The organism is Listeria sp. ILCC792, assembly GCF_900186135.1.
Taxonomy (GTDB): Bacteria; Bacillota; Bacilli; order Lactobacillales; family Listeriaceae; genus Listeria; species Listeria goaensis.
In genome coordinates this window covers 185,914-203,420 of the sequence record NZ_FYBO01000001.1, presented here as the reverse complement: position 1 = coordinate 203,420, position 17,507 = coordinate 185,914, and the positions used below count along the sequence as shown (strand labels likewise).

19 protein-coding genes are annotated in these 17,507 nt (G+C 38.4%); 8 read left to right on the top strand and 11 right to left on the bottom strand.

Annotated elements, in window-relative coordinates; translation table 11 throughout:
- Positions 1-98: 98 nt before the first annotated feature.
- The 3 genes from CFS60_RS01010 to CFS60_RS01000 all read left to right on the top strand — a co-directional run bounded on the left by CFS60_RS01010 (position 99) and on the right by CFS60_RS01000 (position 3,465).
- Positions 99-1,292, top strand: a complete 1,194-nt coding sequence (locus tag CFS60_RS01010) for a PrsW family glutamic-type intramembrane protease (protein WP_088815180.1) — start codon at positions 99-101, stop codon at positions 1,290-1,292.
- Positions 1,293-1,406: 114 nt separating this feature from the next.
- Positions 1,407-2,228 (top strand): glutamate 5-kinase, encoded by an 822-nt coding sequence (gene proB, locus CFS60_RS01005; protein ID WP_088808735.1) that lies wholly within the window; start codon positions 1,407-1,409, stop codon positions 2,226-2,228.
- Positions 2,221-3,465 carry a glutamate-5-semialdehyde dehydrogenase gene (locus CFS60_RS01000; RefSeq protein WP_088838712.1) on the top strand — a complete coding sequence of 415 codons (1,245 nt, stop codon included), beginning with the start codon at positions 2,221-2,223 and terminating at the stop codon, positions 3,463-3,465. Before proB ends, CFS60_RS01000 begins: the two co-directional genes overlap by 8 nt.
- 11 nt (positions 3,466-3,476) lie before the next feature.
- Here the strand turns inward: CFS60_RS01000 and CFS60_RS00995 are convergent, their stop codons facing one another.
- Positions 3,477-4,394 carry an alpha/beta fold hydrolase gene (locus CFS60_RS00995; protein ID WP_088825265.1) on the bottom strand — a complete coding sequence of 306 codons (918 nt, stop codon included), beginning with the start codon at positions 4,392-4,394 and terminating at the stop codon, positions 3,477-3,479.
- A gap of 162 nt (positions 4,395-4,556) precedes the next feature.
- Between CFS60_RS00995 and CFS60_RS00990 the strand changes: the two genes are divergently transcribed.
- Entirely contained in the window at positions 4,557-5,021 is a 465-nt protein-coding gene (locus CFS60_RS00990) for a hypothetical protein (RefSeq protein ID WP_088808732.1), read from the top strand.
- A gap of 32 nt (positions 5,022-5,053) precedes the next feature.
- Here the strand turns inward: CFS60_RS00990 and CFS60_RS00985 are convergent, their stop codons facing one another.
- The 3 genes from CFS60_RS00985 to CFS60_RS00975 form a co-directional block, all read right to left on the bottom strand.
- A complete protein-coding gene (locus CFS60_RS00985) occupies positions 5,054-5,515 on the bottom strand; it encodes a threonine/serine exporter family protein (protein ID WP_088808731.1) in 462 nt (153 codons plus the stop codon).
- Between the two features lie 13 nt (positions 5,516-5,528).
- Complete coding sequence (locus tag CFS60_RS00980) at positions 5,529-6,287, bottom strand: threonine/serine exporter family protein (RefSeq protein WP_088815177.1); 759 nt, start codon at positions 6,285-6,287, stop codon at positions 5,529-5,531.
- 80 nt (positions 6,288-6,367) lie between these two features.
- Positions 6,368-7,351: a reverse transcriptase family protein gene (locus tag CFS60_RS00975; RefSeq protein ID WP_088838711.1), complete on the bottom strand. Its 984-nt coding sequence runs from the start codon at positions 7,349-7,351 to the stop codon at positions 6,368-6,370.
- A gap of 350 nt (positions 7,352-7,701) precedes the next feature.
- On the opposite strand from CFS60_RS00975, the gene CFS60_RS00970 reads away from it, so the two are divergent.
- The 4 genes from CFS60_RS00970 (at position 7,702) to CFS60_RS00955 (ending at position 10,789) form a co-directional block, all read left to right on the top strand.
- Positions 7,702-8,205 (top strand): RNA polymerase sigma factor, encoded by a 504-nt coding sequence (locus CFS60_RS00970; protein WP_088808728.1) that lies wholly within the window; start codon positions 7,702-7,704, stop codon positions 8,203-8,205.
- Positions 8,195-9,058 (top strand): DUF3298 and DUF4163 domain-containing protein, encoded by an 864-nt coding sequence (locus CFS60_RS00965; protein WP_088808727.1) that lies wholly within the window; start codon positions 8,195-8,197, stop codon positions 9,056-9,058. The genes CFS60_RS00970 and CFS60_RS00965 overlap by 11 nt, the downstream gene beginning before the upstream one ends.
- A 13-nt stretch (positions 9,059-9,071) precedes the next feature.
- Positions 9,072-9,905, top strand: a complete 834-nt coding sequence (locus CFS60_RS00960; RefSeq protein ID WP_088815175.1) for a polysaccharide deacetylase family protein — start codon at positions 9,072-9,074, stop codon at positions 9,903-9,905.
- Positions 9,906-10,189: 284 nt separating this feature from the next.
- On the top strand, positions 10,190-10,789 hold the full coding sequence (locus CFS60_RS00955) for a YdeI family protein (RefSeq protein ID WP_088808725.1): 600 nt from the start codon (positions 10,190-10,192) through the stop codon (positions 10,787-10,789).
- A 40-nt stretch (positions 10,790-10,829) separates the two neighbouring features.
- On the opposite strand, the gene CFS60_RS00950 is transcribed toward CFS60_RS00955, so the two are convergent.
- From CFS60_RS00950 to CFS60_RS00920, 7 genes are all read right to left on the bottom strand, one after another.
- Positions 10,830-11,048 (bottom strand): helix-turn-helix domain-containing protein, encoded by a 219-nt coding sequence (locus tag CFS60_RS00950; RefSeq protein ID WP_244169914.1) that lies wholly within the window; start codon positions 11,046-11,048, stop codon positions 10,830-10,832.
- The gene (locus CFS60_RS00945) at positions 11,045-11,473 is read right to left on the bottom strand and encodes an RNA polymerase sigma factor (protein ID WP_088815173.1); all 429 of its coding nucleotides are present in this window, start codon (positions 11,471-11,473) and stop codon (positions 11,045-11,047) included. The genes CFS60_RS00950 and CFS60_RS00945 overlap by 4 nt, the downstream gene beginning before the upstream one ends.
- 195 nt (positions 11,474-11,668) lie before the next feature.
- On the bottom strand, positions 11,669-12,403 hold the full coding sequence (locus tag CFS60_RS00940) for a LytTR family DNA-binding domain-containing protein (RefSeq protein ID WP_088808722.1): 735 nt from the start codon (positions 12,401-12,403) through the stop codon (positions 11,669-11,671).
- Between the two features lie 150 nt (positions 12,404-12,553).
- Complete coding sequence (locus CFS60_RS00935; RefSeq protein WP_159458288.1) at positions 12,554-14,698, bottom strand: thioester domain-containing protein; 2,145 nt, start codon at positions 14,696-14,698, stop codon at positions 12,554-12,556.
- Between the two features lie 454 nt (positions 14,699-15,152).
- Positions 15,153-16,532, bottom strand: a complete 1,380-nt coding sequence (locus CFS60_RS00930) for a cell wall metabolism sensor histidine kinase WalK (protein ID WP_088815172.1) — start codon at positions 16,530-16,532, stop codon at positions 15,153-15,155.
- The gene (locus CFS60_RS00925; protein WP_369821453.1) at positions 16,529-17,230 is read right to left on the bottom strand and encodes a response regulator transcription factor; all 702 of its coding nucleotides are present in this window, start codon (positions 17,228-17,230) and stop codon (positions 16,529-16,531) included. The genes CFS60_RS00930 and CFS60_RS00925 overlap by 4 nt, the downstream gene beginning before the upstream one ends.
- Before the next feature lie 16 nt (positions 17,231-17,246).
- Entirely contained in the window at positions 17,247-17,489 is a 243-nt protein-coding gene (locus tag CFS60_RS00920; RefSeq protein WP_088808719.1) for a hypothetical protein, read from the bottom strand.
- Positions 17,490-17,507 lie beyond the last annotated feature (18 nt).

The window sequence follows — 17,507 nt, the reverse complement described above, 5'->3', positions numbered from 1 at the left end:
TAAAAAACACTTTCAACTGAAGGTGTTTTTTATTTTTGGTTTAATCTTTAAAGATTGGTGGAATGTACTTTATGACTAACAAACGAGGGGGAGAATTTATGGAACGCTGGTATGTAAATAAAGATGGGCAGAAAAAAGGGCCCTATACTGAAGCCGAACTGGAAACACTGTTCCGAAAAAAGCAAATAAATGAGTTGACTGAAGTTCAGAAAGAGGGAGGAAGCGACTGGCAGCCTTTACAGGAGTCTTCTCTTAAATCTCATTTAACGCAGCATAAACACGGGGTTTTAAGTAGTATCGACCATTTGACAGGTGAAGAGGAGCATGCGAATCTGAATGTTGGCGATTTGTTTCGAGATGTTTTTAAAAAGCATAAGAAAGGTGAAGCCAACAAAATTTTTATTGTAGGAACCGAAAGTACAACGCCTTCTGAAAATATGATTTCGGCTTCTTGGCCGAGACCTTGGGTGTATTCTCGTGTATTTATTATTCTTGCTATCACTTATGGATTGCTTCTTGCATGTACATATATTTTTGGTAATGCTAACACGATTCCTGGGTTAATGGTAATTGGTTCGTTCACGGTACCGTTTTCGGCACTTGTTTTCTTCTTTGAAACAAATGCGCCGCGAAATATTAGTATTTTTGATGTTGTGAAGATGTTTTTCATCGGGGGTGTTGCGGCACTTGTTGCGACTTTAATTTTATATAGTATTATTCCGGTTGGAAAACTAAATTATTTTAATGCTTTACTTGTTGGGATTATTGAAGAAACTGGGAAAATGGTTATCGTTGCCCTCTTCATTAAATCACTTCGTTCTAAATATGTATTAAATGGTCTTTTAATTGGTGCGGCTGTTGGGGCTGGATTTGCAGCATTTGAATCGCTAGGGTATGCGTTCAATTATAGCCTTGAAGCATTTGCTTTAACCAAAAACGTTACTTTCGCAAGTGACACGATGCTTGAAATTATTTTCTCGCGTGGTTGGCAGTCGATTGGTGGGCACGTGGCTTGGGCTGCGATTACTGGTGCGGCTGTTGTTCTCGCTAAAAAAGGAAGCGAAAACTTGGAAATGCAGCACTTGTTTACTGGTCAGTTTTGGAAACTGTTCATTATTCCAATTGTCCTCCACTTCTTGTGGGATTGCCCGCTCAACCCGCTACCGCAAATCGCATTTAAACAAATTGTGCTAATTATCGTAGCTTGGATTGTTATCTTAACACTAATGAGTACGGGACTAAGACAAGTTTCTCGGCTCGGAAAAGCAGCAAAGACGACACGTTCTGCTTAATAAGTAAAAGCTAGCCTTTAAATTGGAGGCTAGCTTTTTTTTGCGAAAAATAGCTGGTAAAAACTTCATTTTATAGTAAAATAGAAGTATTCTATTTCAGAAGGGGTAAGAAAAATGCGCGAATCTTTAAAACAGTGTAAACGAATTGTAGTGAAAGTTGGAACGAGTACACTTATGTACGAAAACGGCAATATTAATTTGCGAACAATTGAAAAACTGGCTCGCGTTTTGTCTGAGCTTCGTAATGAAGGCAAAGAGGTTGTCCTTGTGTCTTCTGGTGCGATTGGTGTCGGCTGCCGGAAGTTGCAACTTTTAGAGCGTCCGAAAACGATTCCTGAGCAACAAGCAATTGCGGCTGTTGGGCAAAGCGAATTGATGCACATTTATAGCAAGCTTTTCGGCGAGTATGGCTATACTGTTGGACAAGTTTTACTAACGCGCGATGTGACAGATTACCCGATTAGTCGAGAAAATGTGATCAACACTTTTGAGATGCTCATTTCTCAAGGAACGATTCCCATTGTAAATGAAAATGATACGGTCGCGGTTGAAGAAATCGAACATATTACGAAATTCGGTGATAATGACCGCTTATCAGCTGTTGTTGCTGAACTTATTCAAGCAGAACTGCTGATTATGCTTTCTGATATTGATGGCTTTTATAATACAAATCCACTTACAAATCCTAATGCAATGATGTTTCACGAAGTTCATGAAATCACGGCTGATATAGTTAAGTTAGCTGGCGGAAAAGGCTCTGAATTTGGCACTGGTGGTATGCTCACAAAACTCACTGCGGCTGCCCTCTGCTTGCAAAATAATCAAAAAATGGTGCTTACAAACGGGAATAACCCTGAAGTCATTTATTCGATTATTTCTGGTGAACAAGTTGGAACACTTTTCGCACATAAAAAGGAGGATATCTTAAATGGGTGAATTAGAAGTGAAAGGAAAACTTGCAAAAGAAGCAAGTCGCTTTTTAGCTTTGGCTAGCACGAAACAAAAAAATGCGGCGCTTGCTGAAATGAAAAACGGACTAATCGCGCATTACGAAACCATTCTTTCTGCCAACGAAAAAGATCTTGCAAACGCCAAACAAAATGGAATAGCGGACACGATGCTTGATCGTTTACGCCTCACAGAAGAGCGGATTCACGATATGGCAAACGGCATCATGCAGGTCGCCGAGTTACCGGACCCAATCGGTCAAGTTGACAATATGTTTCAAAATGAGGCAGGTCTTACTATTGGGAAAAAGCGAGTTCCCCTTGGCGTCATTGGGATTATTTATGAATCAAGACCAAATGTAACGGCGGATGCTGCTGCCCTTTGCTTTAAAACAGGTAATGCTGTCATTTTGCGCGGCGGAAGCGAGGCCATTCATTCGAATACTGCGCTCGTCGCCGTCTTGCAGCAAGCGATAGAGCTTGCGGGTTTTCCGAAAACGTCGATTCAACTTGTGGAAGATACGTCACGAGAAACAGCTCGCGATTTAATGCGCCTGAATACGTATTTAGATGTGCTTATTCCGCGTGGTGGTGCGCGGCTTATTCAAACCGTGCTTGACACGGCCACTGTTCCGGTCATTGAAACGGGAACGGGAAATTGTCACGTCTACATCGATCAAGATGCCGATTTTGAAATGGCCACACGGATTTTAGTGAACGCTAAAACGTCGCGCCCTTCCGTTTGTAACGCCTGTGAAACGCTGCTCATTCATGAGACGGTCGCAAGCGAGTTACTTCCAGTTATCGAAAAAGCGCTTGCGCCGTTCCACGTTGAACTTCGAGCAGACGACAAAGCGCGCTCCTTTTTAACAAACAGTGTCCCTGCAACTGAAGAAGATTTCGCAACTGAATTTTTGGATTTCATTTTAGCGATCAAAGTGGTTGCGAGTGAAGACGAAGCCATCGCACATATCAACCGCTACGGTACAGGGCATTCAGAAGCAATTGTGACAAACAACTACTTCACTGGATTAAAATTCCAAAATGAAGTGGACGCAGCTGCCGTCTATATTAATGCGTCAACGCGCTTCACTGACGGCTTTGAGTTTGGCTTCGGCGCTGAAATTGGCATTAGCACACAAAAATTACACGCCAGAGGACCAATGGGCTTACACGAACTTACATCTACCAAATACATCATTTTCGGCGAAGGCCAAATTAGATAAAAAGGAAGACCTCAACTTGAGGTCTTCCTTTTTATCCAGCGAATAATATCAGCAAACACAGTTTCCTTGCATGTTTCGTTAATCAATTCGTGGCGGGCGCCTTCATATAGCTTGTATGTCACATCAGACACGCCGTTTTCAGCCAAAGTGACGGCGAGTTTTGGAATGTCTTTGCCGTAGTGACCAACTGGGTCGGCTGTTCCCGATAAAAACAGCAGCGGCAAGTCTTCTGGAACGCGCTCAAAAGTCGTTTCTGCCTGCGACTCGGCAATCACGGTGAAAAGTGTGTGGAAGAAACCAGATGTTCCAACGATTGGCCCGCCGAACGGATCCTTTTCATAGGCAGCTTGTATGTGGCGGTCGCGCGTTAGCCAACTGAAATTCGACGGCTCGTGGTATGTACGGTTGTATCCCCAAAATGCCAATTTATTTAAAATCTCGCTGCGCCTAGCAGCATTCTTTTTAATTCGCTTGCTCGAAATCCATTTTGCTGCTGTTAAAAGTAGCGGCGGCTGCATACCACTACCGCAAAGAATGACGCCATCAGCCTTGAATTCCGCCATAAACAGCCGAATAATAAAGCTCCCCATGCTGTGCGCAAAAACGAAATAAGGCAAATTCGGATAGTTTTCCTGCGCATAAAGTTGCACAGCCCGCTCATCTAACACCATTTTCCGCACGCTATCGCTCGGTTCGATATGCCCAAGTTCACTTTTGTTTAAAGCTGTTTTGCCGAATCCCCTATGATCATCGGCCAAAGCGATATACCCCGCTTTGTTCAAAGTTTCCGCAAATAAATTGTACCTAGCCCCGTGTTCAGACATCCCGTGCACAATTTGTACGATACCAATCGGATTTTCCACCTCATCCCACACGTATAGATGCAAAGCCGAATTGTCATGTGTTTTCAGTTTCATTTCTTTATACATACCGCCACCTCCGCTTTCATTATAACATGTATCTTTTTGACTTTTTCTAGGTCTTTCGCATAGAAAGTAAAAAAATAAACAGTGCTTTAGGCGGATTTCTAAAAAAATGATTGTTCAAAATTTCACATTATGGTATTCTAGCACTATAAGGAGATGATTCACATGTGCCAAAGTCTAGCACACATGCAAATGTACGATTATTTACTCAAAAAATATTGCAACAAGGAAATCTTTTCAGAAACCAAAATGGTTGTCGAAATAGAGGGTAAACTTTGGGTTGGTGATTTTATTCACCTTGAAGACTGCCATATCATTGAAATCGATTGGGACGATCAAAGATACACACGTGTTGAAAAAACTCGCGCCGCAATTAATGGTGAGTTTGACGAAAAAATTCAAAACTCAAACGTTAATGTGAGCGAAAACCGCATTGATTCAAAAATTGGTAAACTAAAAAATATTGAAATTTTATATGCAGAAATTAAAGCCTTTGTAGATACTATCGACAGCACAGAAACTACACTACAACCGTTCTTCTACAATGCCTTCTGCTTAGATACACGCGTCAAACTTCCTTTCCTTGATGTAACTGGAAAAGAAATTCGCTTCGTTGCCCTAACAAAATAGTCCAAACGGACAAAAAATCAGACTGTTTATCATCAGTCTGATTTTTTGGTAGTTTTATTGATGACTGGTTTCAAAATAAGAAAGAACAAAATATTTCCAATCGTAATCCCACATGCAAGCGCCACCGCTGAACTGATAACGTCGAAAAATGTAGCGGCGGCGGATGCCGTTTCCCCCGTAAACAGCTCTTTAAAAACTTCGTAAAACGTGATTCCCGGCACGACCGGCACAAGGCCCGGAATGAAGTAAACTGTCGACGGATACTTCCGAATGTAGCTATATGCAAAGCTTAATGTGCTCAAAATAAGCGAACAAAAGAAGCTTGTGATAAAAACGCCAAATCCATTTGCGCTAAGTAAAAAATAGCCGAGCCACCCCGCTCCACCAACAATGCCCCCAGCGATAATCGTCTGTTTCGGAATACGGCATAAAAAGCCGAATGAACACGATGCGATAAAACTAAAAACAAACTGATAGATGATTGTAAACGCCATTTTAATGCCCCTTTCACGATACGATTAAAATTACAAGTGCCACACCACAGCCAAGTGCAGCCGCAACAAACAAACTTTCAAATAACCGAATGATGCCCGAAATATAATGGCGCGCCATCAAATCGCGAATGGCATTCGTAATTCCGATTCCCGGTACAAGCGGCACAACCGTCCCAATCATCGTCAAATTAATATTCGTGCCAATAACATGATGAATCATATAGCCGACTAATCCGCCGATAAAAGTCGAAACAAACTCAAAAATAAATGGATAGTCCGCCAAATTCGTTAGCTTTTGAAAAATAAAATAGGCAAGCACGCCCGAAATGATGCTGCTTGGTAAGTCTGTCCAATTGCCGCCAAAAATAAGAACAATTGAACCACTTAAAAGCCCCGTAAAAAGGAGCTGTTTCCACATGGCATCATTGGAGTAATCTAAATCGAGCTGTCTTAATTGCTCGTACATTTCCGAAAGCGAAATTTGATTGTTCGCATAGTCGCGGGAAATTTGATTGACCGAAACGACCTTTTCTAAATTGTAACCGCGCGTATCAATTCGCAAGAAACTACTTTCAAGTAAATTGGTTTTCACAAAAACGCCCGAAAGCGTAACATATGTATAATAGCTTTTAGCAGCCACTTCTCCCATACTTTTCCGAATAATCCGCTCCATCGTATCTTCCACGCGAGAAGTTTCTGCTCCGTTTTCAAGCAAAATTTTCCCTGTCAAAAGAGCCGTTTGAATAATAAATTGGTTTTCACCATTTTCCATCTCCACCCCACCTTTTTCACTCCTTCTCCATTATATTTCCTACCTTTCATTTCGTCAAAAAAAGCTCATGACGCGAAAGGTCACAAGCTTTTAATTTCATTTTGCCATTTCTTGAATTCCTGATCCTCAGGATTCGCTAATAAAATATAGTTGATTTTCCCAAGAAGTGAAAGTTTATAGCGGAAAGCTGCGTTTTGTGTAACCTCAGCCGCTTGTATATTTTGGCGATACGCAAGGTGACTTGTCAGCCCATACTTGGTCGCAAAATAAGCCTCCTGGCGCACTGTTTTCCGGTAGTTTTTAGGAACTTGCACTTTTTCATTGACGACTAAACCTGTCACTTTTTGCTGGGATTTTTTAGTCAAAATTTGTGTTTTCGCTTCATTTACCGTGAAATTCATAGCTTCCAAAAACAATTTTGCCTTGTAATACATTTTTTTCGTATCAAAATCACCAGAAAAAGTCATATCATCTGAATAACGCGTATATACTGCACCCATTTCTTTTGCAACTCGCCCAATATAGTCATCAAATGGCTTTAATACAATATTCGAAATACACGCAGAAGTCGGGGCACCTTGTGGTAAACAGTCATGATAGCAACATAAACTCGCAAATAGTGCGCTTACACTCTTAGGAAATAGCGCTCTTGGAAAAGCAAAATTCATCACATCTTGAAATAAAATACTTCCAAAAAAGTTTTCAATATCTAATTTTAACACGTATTTTTGACCTACATGCCCCGCCGCATTATCTAAAATACTAACACCCGTTTTATAAGCAGTGGCAAATTCGGAAACCGGTCGCTCGGATAAAACAGCAAATAAAATGCGCTTTTGCACCGTTTTAAGTAGCGGGCTAGGCGCACAAATCGTCCGCTCACTTCCGTTCCGCTTCGGCACCTGAAAAAGCGTGTAATGATCTTCAATATGGTTAGAAATCGCGTACAACGCCCCAATTTGTTTTTCTTTTGACCAATCAGACGCGCCAAATAATTGTAGCGAATACAGGAAATCATTGATTTGTGCGTTCGTGGCATAGCCAAACACATCTTGATTTTGCATAACGCTCACACCTTTTTGTCCAAAATAAAAGAGGCAATACTAAAAATCGATCCGTAAAATGCGGAGATGTACTTGCCGACAGGCCAGCACATTTTAATGTGCAGTTGTACATTGTAGCATTTTATGGCTAATGCTCGAATTCTTGTGTTCAGATGACGACTCGCCATCCTTGTCTAACTATGTGATTAGACAAACTATTGCCTCTTCAAGGCGATTATAACATAATCATGTATGAAAAACAGTGAAAATCTGTTAAGCTAGCACTGAAAAAAATTTTTTGTAAAAAAACAAACTTTTTGCTATGCTGTATCGTCTATTAGGTATATGCATATTGAGGGGGCCCCTGTTCGATGAAAGAAGAAATACGCCATCATTTTGTTGAATGCATAACCGTCTACCAAGCTGACTTTTATCGTTTGGCATATAGTTATGTTAAAAATGAAGCGGATGCACTGGATATCATCCAAGATGCCATTCAAAAAGCGCTGCTAAATTTAAACTCTATTCAAAAACCAGAAGCGCTAAAAAGCTGGTTTTATAAAATTGTCATTCGAACGGCGATAGATTTTTTACGTAAAAATAAAAAATTAAAGCTGGTCGACGGAGAAACTTTAGAATTAATTAGCCAGCAACACGTGGATTGCTATGAAGATATCGATTTAAAAGAAGCGCTTGAACGACTGCCTATCAAATATAAAACTATCATCGTCTTGCGTTACTTTGAAGATTTGCGGATTGACGAAATAGCCGAAATTATCGGCAAAACCAGCAGTACAACTAAAACAAGGCTTTATAAAGCCCTACAATTACTTCGCATGGATATTCGCAAGGAGGATTTATTCGATGACAAATAAGAACTTTCAGAAACTAAGAAGAGCCTATAAAAACATTCCCATCCCAAGTGAATTAAATGAACGTGTCAATCATGCTCTACAAACTCAGCCAAAGAAAAAAAAGCACTTTCTAGCTTGGAGCGCATGTAGTGCCGTAGTAGTTTGCTTGATGTTTTTCGTTGTAGTGATGACGAATTCAACAGTTGCAAATGCAATGCGGAACGTGCCCATCTTAAATCAAGTTATTGCCGTCGTAACAGGTAGTCAGTTTAAGGATAAGACTGAAAAAAACGAAGCCTCAATTGAAACGCCTGAAATAAAGGGACTTTCAAATGATGCCTTTGCGAAACAAATCAATAATGCTTATATCCAAACGAGCGAAGAGCTATACCAAGAATACAAAGAATATGTTTCAAAAAAAGGTGAGCACTATAGTGTTACAAGTTATTATGACACACTTGTTAACACCAAGCAGCTTCTTGTAGTTCGCTTCACAGTGGAAAAGACCATGGCGAGTAGTTATGTTCAAAATGAATATATCACACTTGATAAAGAGAAGCAGAAACTGGTGCGCTTAGACGATTTATTTAAAGATGATGATTATACCGTGATTTTACAAGAGTATATTAAAGCACAAATGAAGGCGGAAATGTCAGCAGATGATTCGGATAAAATTTATTGGGATGAAAATGAACTGGAACCTATTCTAACAAAAGAATACTTTGAAAATCATTTTTATATTGATCAAAATCGCAAACTCGTTATCACTTTTGATGAATATGATGTTGCCCCTGGCTACATGGGTCCGATATCATTTGTCATCCCAACTGAGGCCATTCAAGCTGAGCTAACAAATACAAATTATATTTACTAAAGGAGTTTTTTAAATGCGTAAGAAAAGGACGCAGAAAAAGCGAGTCGGAACACTGTTTCTGACTCTCTTCGTCCCACTTTGTATTATCCTATTGCTTTTACTTTGGAGAGTACCAAGCTATTTCACAAGTCAAGCAAATGAACATTCCACTGTTTCAACCAAGCGTACACAAGAAAAGCCAGATAAAATCAAAAAAGAAAAACCAAAAGCTCCTCCTGTGGAAAAAATAGACAGTAAAACAGTCTTCCTTACATTCGACGACGGGCCTACCCCTTTTTTAAATCAATTCATGGATTTTCTGACAGCCGAAAAAACGCCAGCGACTTTCTTTTTTGTCGGCAATAATTTACATCAAGCCGATAAAAAAACATTCCAGCGTTTAAAAAGCTCTCCTTTCAAAGTTGGCCTACATAGTTACACCCACGATGCCAAATTACTTTACCGCAAGAATAATCCAACTTTCCTCGAAGAAATGAAGAAAATGCAACTACAACTGCAAGAACTTTCAGGGATTTCGACCAAGCTCATTCGAGCCCCTTACGGGAGTACTTACTTAACAGATGCTGAATATGCGAAAGCAAAAGGTGAAGGGTTTCATCTACTTGACTGGAATATCGATAGCAATGATTGGCGCTATAAAGATGATACAAATCAAGTCATAAAATCAGTTTTAGCACAGGTGAAAAACTTAGAAGATTCTGGTAACCCCCTTATCATTTTGTTCCATGAAAGAAAAAGCACGCTGAACGCACTTCCGTCTATTATTAAAGAATTGAAACAACAAGGTTATCATTTTAAAGCTTTTAGCGAAGATACACCATATTATCGGAATTTTAAAGAACGTTAATTAATCATTTTATTTGAGGAGGCAGCTCATGAAAATTCTTTTATTTTCTTGCAAATTTCTACTGGTTGTCGTACTTATTTTCTCCATTTTATGGATAGCAAGCATTCCTGTCGCAGGTGATTTTAGTGAATTTAAATCTCTCTTTTCTACTACGACAAGGTTTTTGCCAAATCATTACTGACATACAAATTCCTCGTTTTATGCTATAATTTTCGGGTAATGTTTTATTTTTCCAACTTTTGGCTAAAGAAACAACATGATATTGAAGAAACGAGGTGCTTTTCGTGACCGAAAGCAAAATGAACCCGAGAATTGATGAGTATTTAAGTAATGTAAAGCAGTGGTATGCTGAATCTGAAAAACTACGCTCCATTCTTTTAACGTGCGACTTAACAGAAGAATTAAAATGGGGCAAACCTTGCTACACATTTGATGATAAAAATATCGTTATCATTCAAGGTTTTAAAGCCTATATGGCTCTCCTCTTTTTTAAAGGTGCTTTATTACAAGATCCCGATGATATTCTTAAAAAAACTGGAGAAAATACGGTTGTTGGGCGTCAAATTCGCTTCACTTCCCTAGAAGAAGTCGAAAAACTTGAAGACTCCATCAAAGCTTACGTTAATCAAGCCATTGAGGTGGAAAAAGCAGGGTTACAAGTTCCTAAACAAGAAAAACAAGATATTCCTATCCCGCCAGAATTCCAAGAAAAACTCAATGAAAATCCAGAACTACATGAAGCATTTTTCGCACTCACGCCTGGCAGACAACGTGGTTATATCCGCCATTTTGCAGAGCCAAAACAATCCAAAACTAAAATAGCCCGCATTGAAAAATACATTCCAAAAATTTTAAGCGGAAAAGGTTTAACAGATTTTAAATAACGAAGTAAACCGGTTATCCTCGCGGATAACCGGTTTTTTACTATACTTCAAATAAGAGGATTGTTTCTGTCAATTTGTTTTCCAGACGTTTCCGTATTTCCTCATCAATTTGAAAAAAGGAATTACCGTACTCATCGACAACATTCCGCGTAGCAAGCGTATTAATATATGGCATATAGCGATGTAAAACTTTTTGAATGGCTAAAGCATCACCTAAAGTCGCCTCACAAATAATTTCGTAGTGCAGCAGCTTTTTCATAAGCATCTTCCTTCAAAATAAAGCTGTAACAAACTTAGCGCCTGATTGCGCCATCTAGAAACTGTTCGCCTAACCATGCCAAGTTTCTCCGCTATTTCATAGTCAGACATTCCTAAAAAGTAATAGTAAATAACCACTTGTCGGAATGTTTCAGGCAGTTCTAAAATACCATTTCTAATGACTTCATTTTTAATGATAACTTCACATTCTTGCACAACTATGAGTTTATCGCTCATAAACAGTTCATCTTTTTTTATAAAGCCAAGTTTAAACAGCTCACTTGGTGAAACTAGCGAAAGTGAAGTTTCCCTTTGACGCTTCCGTTCCAGCTCCTTATAAATATTCCGTACCTCATTTTTTAAAACTTTTTTACAATAAGCATCAAAAGTGTGTTGCTTATGCACACGATGTTTCTGATTTAACATAAGTCGTTCATCCCCTTTTCTTTGCTTTTTACTATCAGCATAAGAAAAGAAATTACTTGAAACATGCGCTTGCTATAAATAGGCTACTATTATGTCATAACCGGCAACCAATTTTGACATTTTCAAATTGGAATCCCACAGATTACGAAAGGCACAGAATATTTTTTATGCTAAATCTTAAAAATTCAAATGTGCTTATTCATAAACAATCCCCATTTTTTTACCAATAAACTGCTGGTATTTTTCAATGACATATTTTTTCTTTGCCCGACTTATATGAAATTGATCGTTGGTATATAAAAATATATCATCTGCCGTTATTTTTCTCACATAGGAAAGATTGATAATAACGGAATTATTAATTCTCACAAACAAATATGGGTTTAAATTTCTTTCAACGTTCTTTAGCCGACCATAAAAATTATACTCTTCCAATTCCGTTGTTAAAATATTCAATTTTCTCCCAAAAGATTGAATTACCAAAATATCTTTATTTTTAAACTGATGACGTTCATGTCCTTTTTTCAAAAAAACATAGTCAACTTGACTCATAATTTCTGCTATAGCAGCATCTAAATGAAGTGTAACCACTTTTTCAGTAACTGGTTTGATGATGTAGCGAAATGGCTGAACTGAAAATGTGTCGATTTCATATAAATCGGCGTTGGTCACATAAATAATTAGAGCATCTTTCTCGATAAAACGGAGTTTCTTTGCTGTTTTTATTCCATCTAAAGGTTTTTTTCCAATATTTAAGAAAATGATTTTGTAGTGAAATTCATTCGTTAGCACATACGTTAAAAAAGTTTCATCATCTTCAAAAATATCAATTTCCACCTTTTTCATCTCATTTTTTCTGAAGTAGCATAGCAATTCTTCTTCTAATTTAGTAGCATCCATCTTTGAATCATCTACAATTGCGATTCGCATTCATTATCCCACCTTTTTCTATGATTCCCCCTTAATCTCATTATAAATTGTTCATTTTATGCATACAATTTTATTTCTTATAGTATTAAAAGCTGCTGCGCGATCAAAAAGGATGATTTCGCAACAGCTTTTTTTCAAAAGAATTCGGCTTTACTCTTTTGAATTTTTTCTTCTTTTGCTGCTCCAAAACAATGTAAGCCCAGCCATTAATAGAACTAATCCGATAAATAAAGCCATTTTATCCATTTCGTCACCGAGCTGTGGCATCTCTTTCATTTTATAACGGTTTGATAGAAAATCTTTTGATGCGTCATCTGTTGAAGTCAGTGTTGTAATTTTCTCTTTTTCACTGTTCGTTATTTTCACAACAATTTCGCCGTTATGGCTGCCGTCCATCGTAATTTTCTCTGTTGCCCGGCATAGCGAGTAACCATCAGGTGCATCCGTTTCAATAAGCTCATATTCCCCGAACGGAACTGGCGCTGTTGTAACCTCACCATTTTTGTCAGTTGAAAACTCTTCTTTGCCATCTACCGGAACATATAATTTGGTCGTTAAATCCTTCAATTTGAATTTTGCAGGATTTCTCTTAATCGGTTGCTTCGTATCCGCATCTATTTTAATCACTTTAATTTGCTCTTTAATAACGTTTTCTTTTACTGTAACCGTTGTTGTAGCAAATTCAGAAAGAACATCATACTCCAGCTTAAAATGATGCTTTTCCACGTCCAACTGATACCCAAGCGGCGCCTCTTTTTCAAGCCAATAATAATCATCAAGCAGCAAATTGCTTACACTTGCCCGACCATCTTCAATTGTAATCGTATCGATTAATTCATCATCACTTGTCCGGTAAAGTTCATAAACCGCACCGTCTAGTTGCGCCATTCCTTGGGGCTTAGCTCCCGTTTCCGAGTCTTCCTTAATTAAAATAGCTTCGCCTCTTTGTTCTTTATCAAAAGCAGCAGCATTCACATTTGTGATTGCTACGTCTTGTCCTGCATATTCAAGTTTAAAAGGAATTTTTGCAGTATTTAATAAATAACCAGCTGGTGCAACTTCCTCCTGAAGATAATAATTCCCAAGTGGAAGTGCTTGTGATGTAGCGACACCCGTTTCACTGGTTTGAAGTTCAGCAACCCGAACGTTTTCACTCGTATAGACCCCGTAAACTGCACCTTGCAAGCTGTAGTATTGATTTGGCATCGCGGTACCAAATTCTTCACCTGTTTTAGCTAAGGAAACAGTACCTTTTTGCTTGGCATTATCCAAAATGATTTCAACCGTCTCAAGCGGCTTAACCGTGATTTCATGACGCGCTCTCAAATTATGATAACCATTCGGCGCTAAAGATTCTGAAGCCGTAACAATCGTCCCTTCAGGAATTCCTTGAAGTTCTGCAACTCCATTTGCATTCGTCACAACTTTCCGCTCTTGATCCCCGTAATTAAACTGAATCGTCGCGCCTGGAAGTGGCGCTTTCGTTTCTTGGTCAATTTTCATAATCCGAACACCGCCAAGTTTTTTAACTCTCACATTTAATTTCGCTTCCCCGCGGTCTTGCAATTTGAAATCTGTTAAGCTTTGAAAGTTAGCTCTGTGGTACACAATTGAAGCACCCACCACATTATCTGGAACTTTCGTAAATATTAGCGCCCCAGTAGAAGCTGCACTACGTTCTGCTTTAAGACGTAACTTAGTTCCCTCTTTTTGAACAGAAATATTCGCTGTATTACTGACAAGATTCAGCCAGTCTGTCACATTATTCGTATCATCAAGGACCAATTCCTGGCCTTCAATTAAAGTGATTTCCTGATTGTGCCATGAAGGTTGTGTGTTATGTTTTTGGATTTTCAAATTAATTTGATGTTTTCTATCCCAGTAATTTGGAACTGAAGTCCACTCTAAACTATCCCCAAATGATTCCCAAATCATCAATTGGGTGACCGCAAAATCCGTATACGTTTGGTTTGTATTTGTGAAACCATAATAAGCTATTTTAGATAGACGATCTTTCTCGGCATGGAAATATTCCTCTGCGTAATACCCATCAGATGAATCTGCACGAGCGCCCGAGTCAATACAAAAGACGTCCTTCCCGTCCATTTTCATATTCCAAATATCATCATTATTAGCGTAATGTCCATTTGAAACACTCGTTCCAGTATAATAATATCCAGTTTCATCCAGTTGTAAATATGCTGCAGATCCAGTTTTCGGAAACAAAACACTTACTAAAAGAATCGCTAATAAGATGATGCTAATTATTTTTGTCCCCTTTTTTCTTTTTTGCATTTTTCCCCATCCCTTCTCGGTAGTTGTGTTTTTCCATGGTGAATAAGACAACGCTCCTCCTTTCAAAACCATGGATTCTGAAAGAAAAACAAATTTCCTTTCATTACTACTACAAAATAATTTTGTTTTTGGGACAAAAAAAGCATGATTTTTAAAAAATCATACTCCTACTCTTCACTTATTTAAAAAAGATTTCGTAATAACTGGGTTAAAAAAGATCTTTCTTCGGATGAAAATTCGATTTTCAGTAAGGATGCTACTACTAGAAACAATGCTAGCACACAAAATACGATGATTATTTTTTTATAGCGATTCATGTTTGCCCCCGTCTCAATTCAAATAAATTATTCTCAGTATTATTTTTTATTGTATCACAAAGAACTACATGACGTCTACCTAAAATGCACAAAAAACCTATAGACGCTTTAAACCATCTATAGGCCCAATAAAAACCTTATTTAGGTAGTTGAATAATAAAAATACTACCTTTACCAAGCTCACTTTCGACACGAATATTCCCTTTATGTGCTCGAATAATTGATCTGGCAATGGCAAGTCCAATACCTTTGCCACGAGAGCCGTTATTTCGTGATAAATTCGTCATATAAAATCGATTAAAAATGTATTCCTGTTCCTCAATTGGTATGCCCTCGCCTGTATCCATCACTTTAATAATAACCTCATCTCCCGTATCTGCCGCTTGGACAATGACTTTTCCAAGAGCAGGCGTGAATTTTAAAGCATTGGCTAAAAGATTCGTGATGACTTGGCGAATTTTGTCTTCATCTGCAACTAATTCGATTTCAGGACTAATAATTTCTAACTCAACCTCTTTCGCCTCATACTGAGCTTCAAAATTATCACGCAAAGTAAACAACATTCTTTTTAAATCAAAAGGTCGAATATCTAGATTTTCGATATGGCTTTCAATCGCTGATATTTGCTCAATGCTCCCAATAAGACGAGTTAATCGGTCCACTTCGTCATAACAGCTTTTCAGACGCTCTGGAGTCACCGGCCAAATCCCGTCAATCATCGCTTCAATGTGCGCTTTTACAGTCGTTAAAGGGGTTCGAAGCTCGTGCGCTATATCTGTTGTCAAACGATTCCTTAATTCGTTTTGTTTGCCTAAGCGACGTGACAGTTCATTAATCGATAATACAAGCTCATTGATTTCAATTGTTGAACTTTCTGGCAGCATCGTTTCAAGCCGATTTCCTTCTGCAATTTCTTTTGTCTTCTCATTCAAGCGAACAAGTGGATAACTCAGTCGTCTAGACATCCATGTTACGATAAAAGTCAAAAAGAAAAAGGCAGAAATGGAAACAATGAGTAGATTCATTTTCATATCGCGCATAAAAGCAAGGTCATGTTTGGTATAATTTAATGGACCAACATAATGAATGTCTAACGTTGCAATTTCTCGACCATTCGAATCTTCAAGATTAAAAATTTTCGTCATTTCTTCCGTTTTAGTTGGGTTCTTTTCTTGCAGCGCTTTCATCTCTTTCTGGCTGTCAATTTGCTCACTTTCTGTTGGTGAGAAAATTGAATTTCCCGAAACATCAAATAGAATGTACCATTGTCCCTTAGTAGCAATAGATTCATTAATTTGCCTAAGCCGCTTCGTATCCCATGTATTCGCATCCTCATTGTAAGCGAGCAAAACGCTGTGTTCCGTTTGCTTAATCATTTCATTTTGTTTTTCCATAATGTATCGTTCAAAATGCGTATTCATTAAATAAGCTGTAATAAAACTAATTGAGCCAATAATGAGGACCGAAAGCGCTGCAAATCCGAAAATAAGTTGCGTCTTAATCGTTCGTTTTTTCATTCTGCACACCCAAATCGGTAGCCTTTCCCGTGTATTGTTAAAATAAACCTTGGTTTTTTCGAATCAACTTCTATTTTTTGTCGCAAATTCTTAATATGGGAATCAATCGCTCTATCGGAATTTATTGAATCACAACCATATAATGCCTCAACAAGCGCCTCTCGCGGAAAATATTGCGTCGGATTCATCGCCAATGTAACGAGTAAGTCAAACTCCTTTTTAGTCAAAAAAATCTCTTCTTCGTGTAAAAATACTTGCCGAGAGCCCGGATAAATAATTAATGTTCCTTGATCAAAGGCTAACTTATTATTCTTTTTGCTCATTAAACTTCCGCTTCGCCTAAGAACCGTTTCAACTCGCATAACAAGCTCTTTTGGGCTAAATGGTTTGACGATGTAATCATCTGCGCCCAATTGTAAACCTGTTAAAATATCTTGCTCTTTTGATTTGGCTGTAAGCATAATAATCGGTGTATCGTCCCCGCTTGCTCGAATTTCTTTGCAAATCTCTAAACCAGATTTATCAGGTAACATTAAATCTAAAATGATTAAATCTGGGCTACTTAACGTATATTTCTTGAATGCAGTTTCACCTGAATTTGCCCGAAATACCAGATAATCTTTGGCAACTAAGTATGCCTCTACAACATCTAAAATTTTAGGCTCGTCATCTACAATTAAGATTTTCAATGTGAACACTCCCCGCGCTGATGATTTATAAATATTTCTTTTTATGCAAATACTCCTCTTCATTGATGTGACCGCGCATGAATTCGTTAAGTAAAACTTGTTCAGGCTGTTCACTAGAGGAGGCAAATTCAATTTTTTCCTTCTCGCGACTCATCATGACATACATGAGAAAACTAATCGCTGCCATCATGACCACCCAGAAAAGCAGCATCAGAAGCATTCCAACCGTCCCCCCACCAAAAATATAGTCACACAAATCTCCAATCATTTTCACACAACTCCTTTT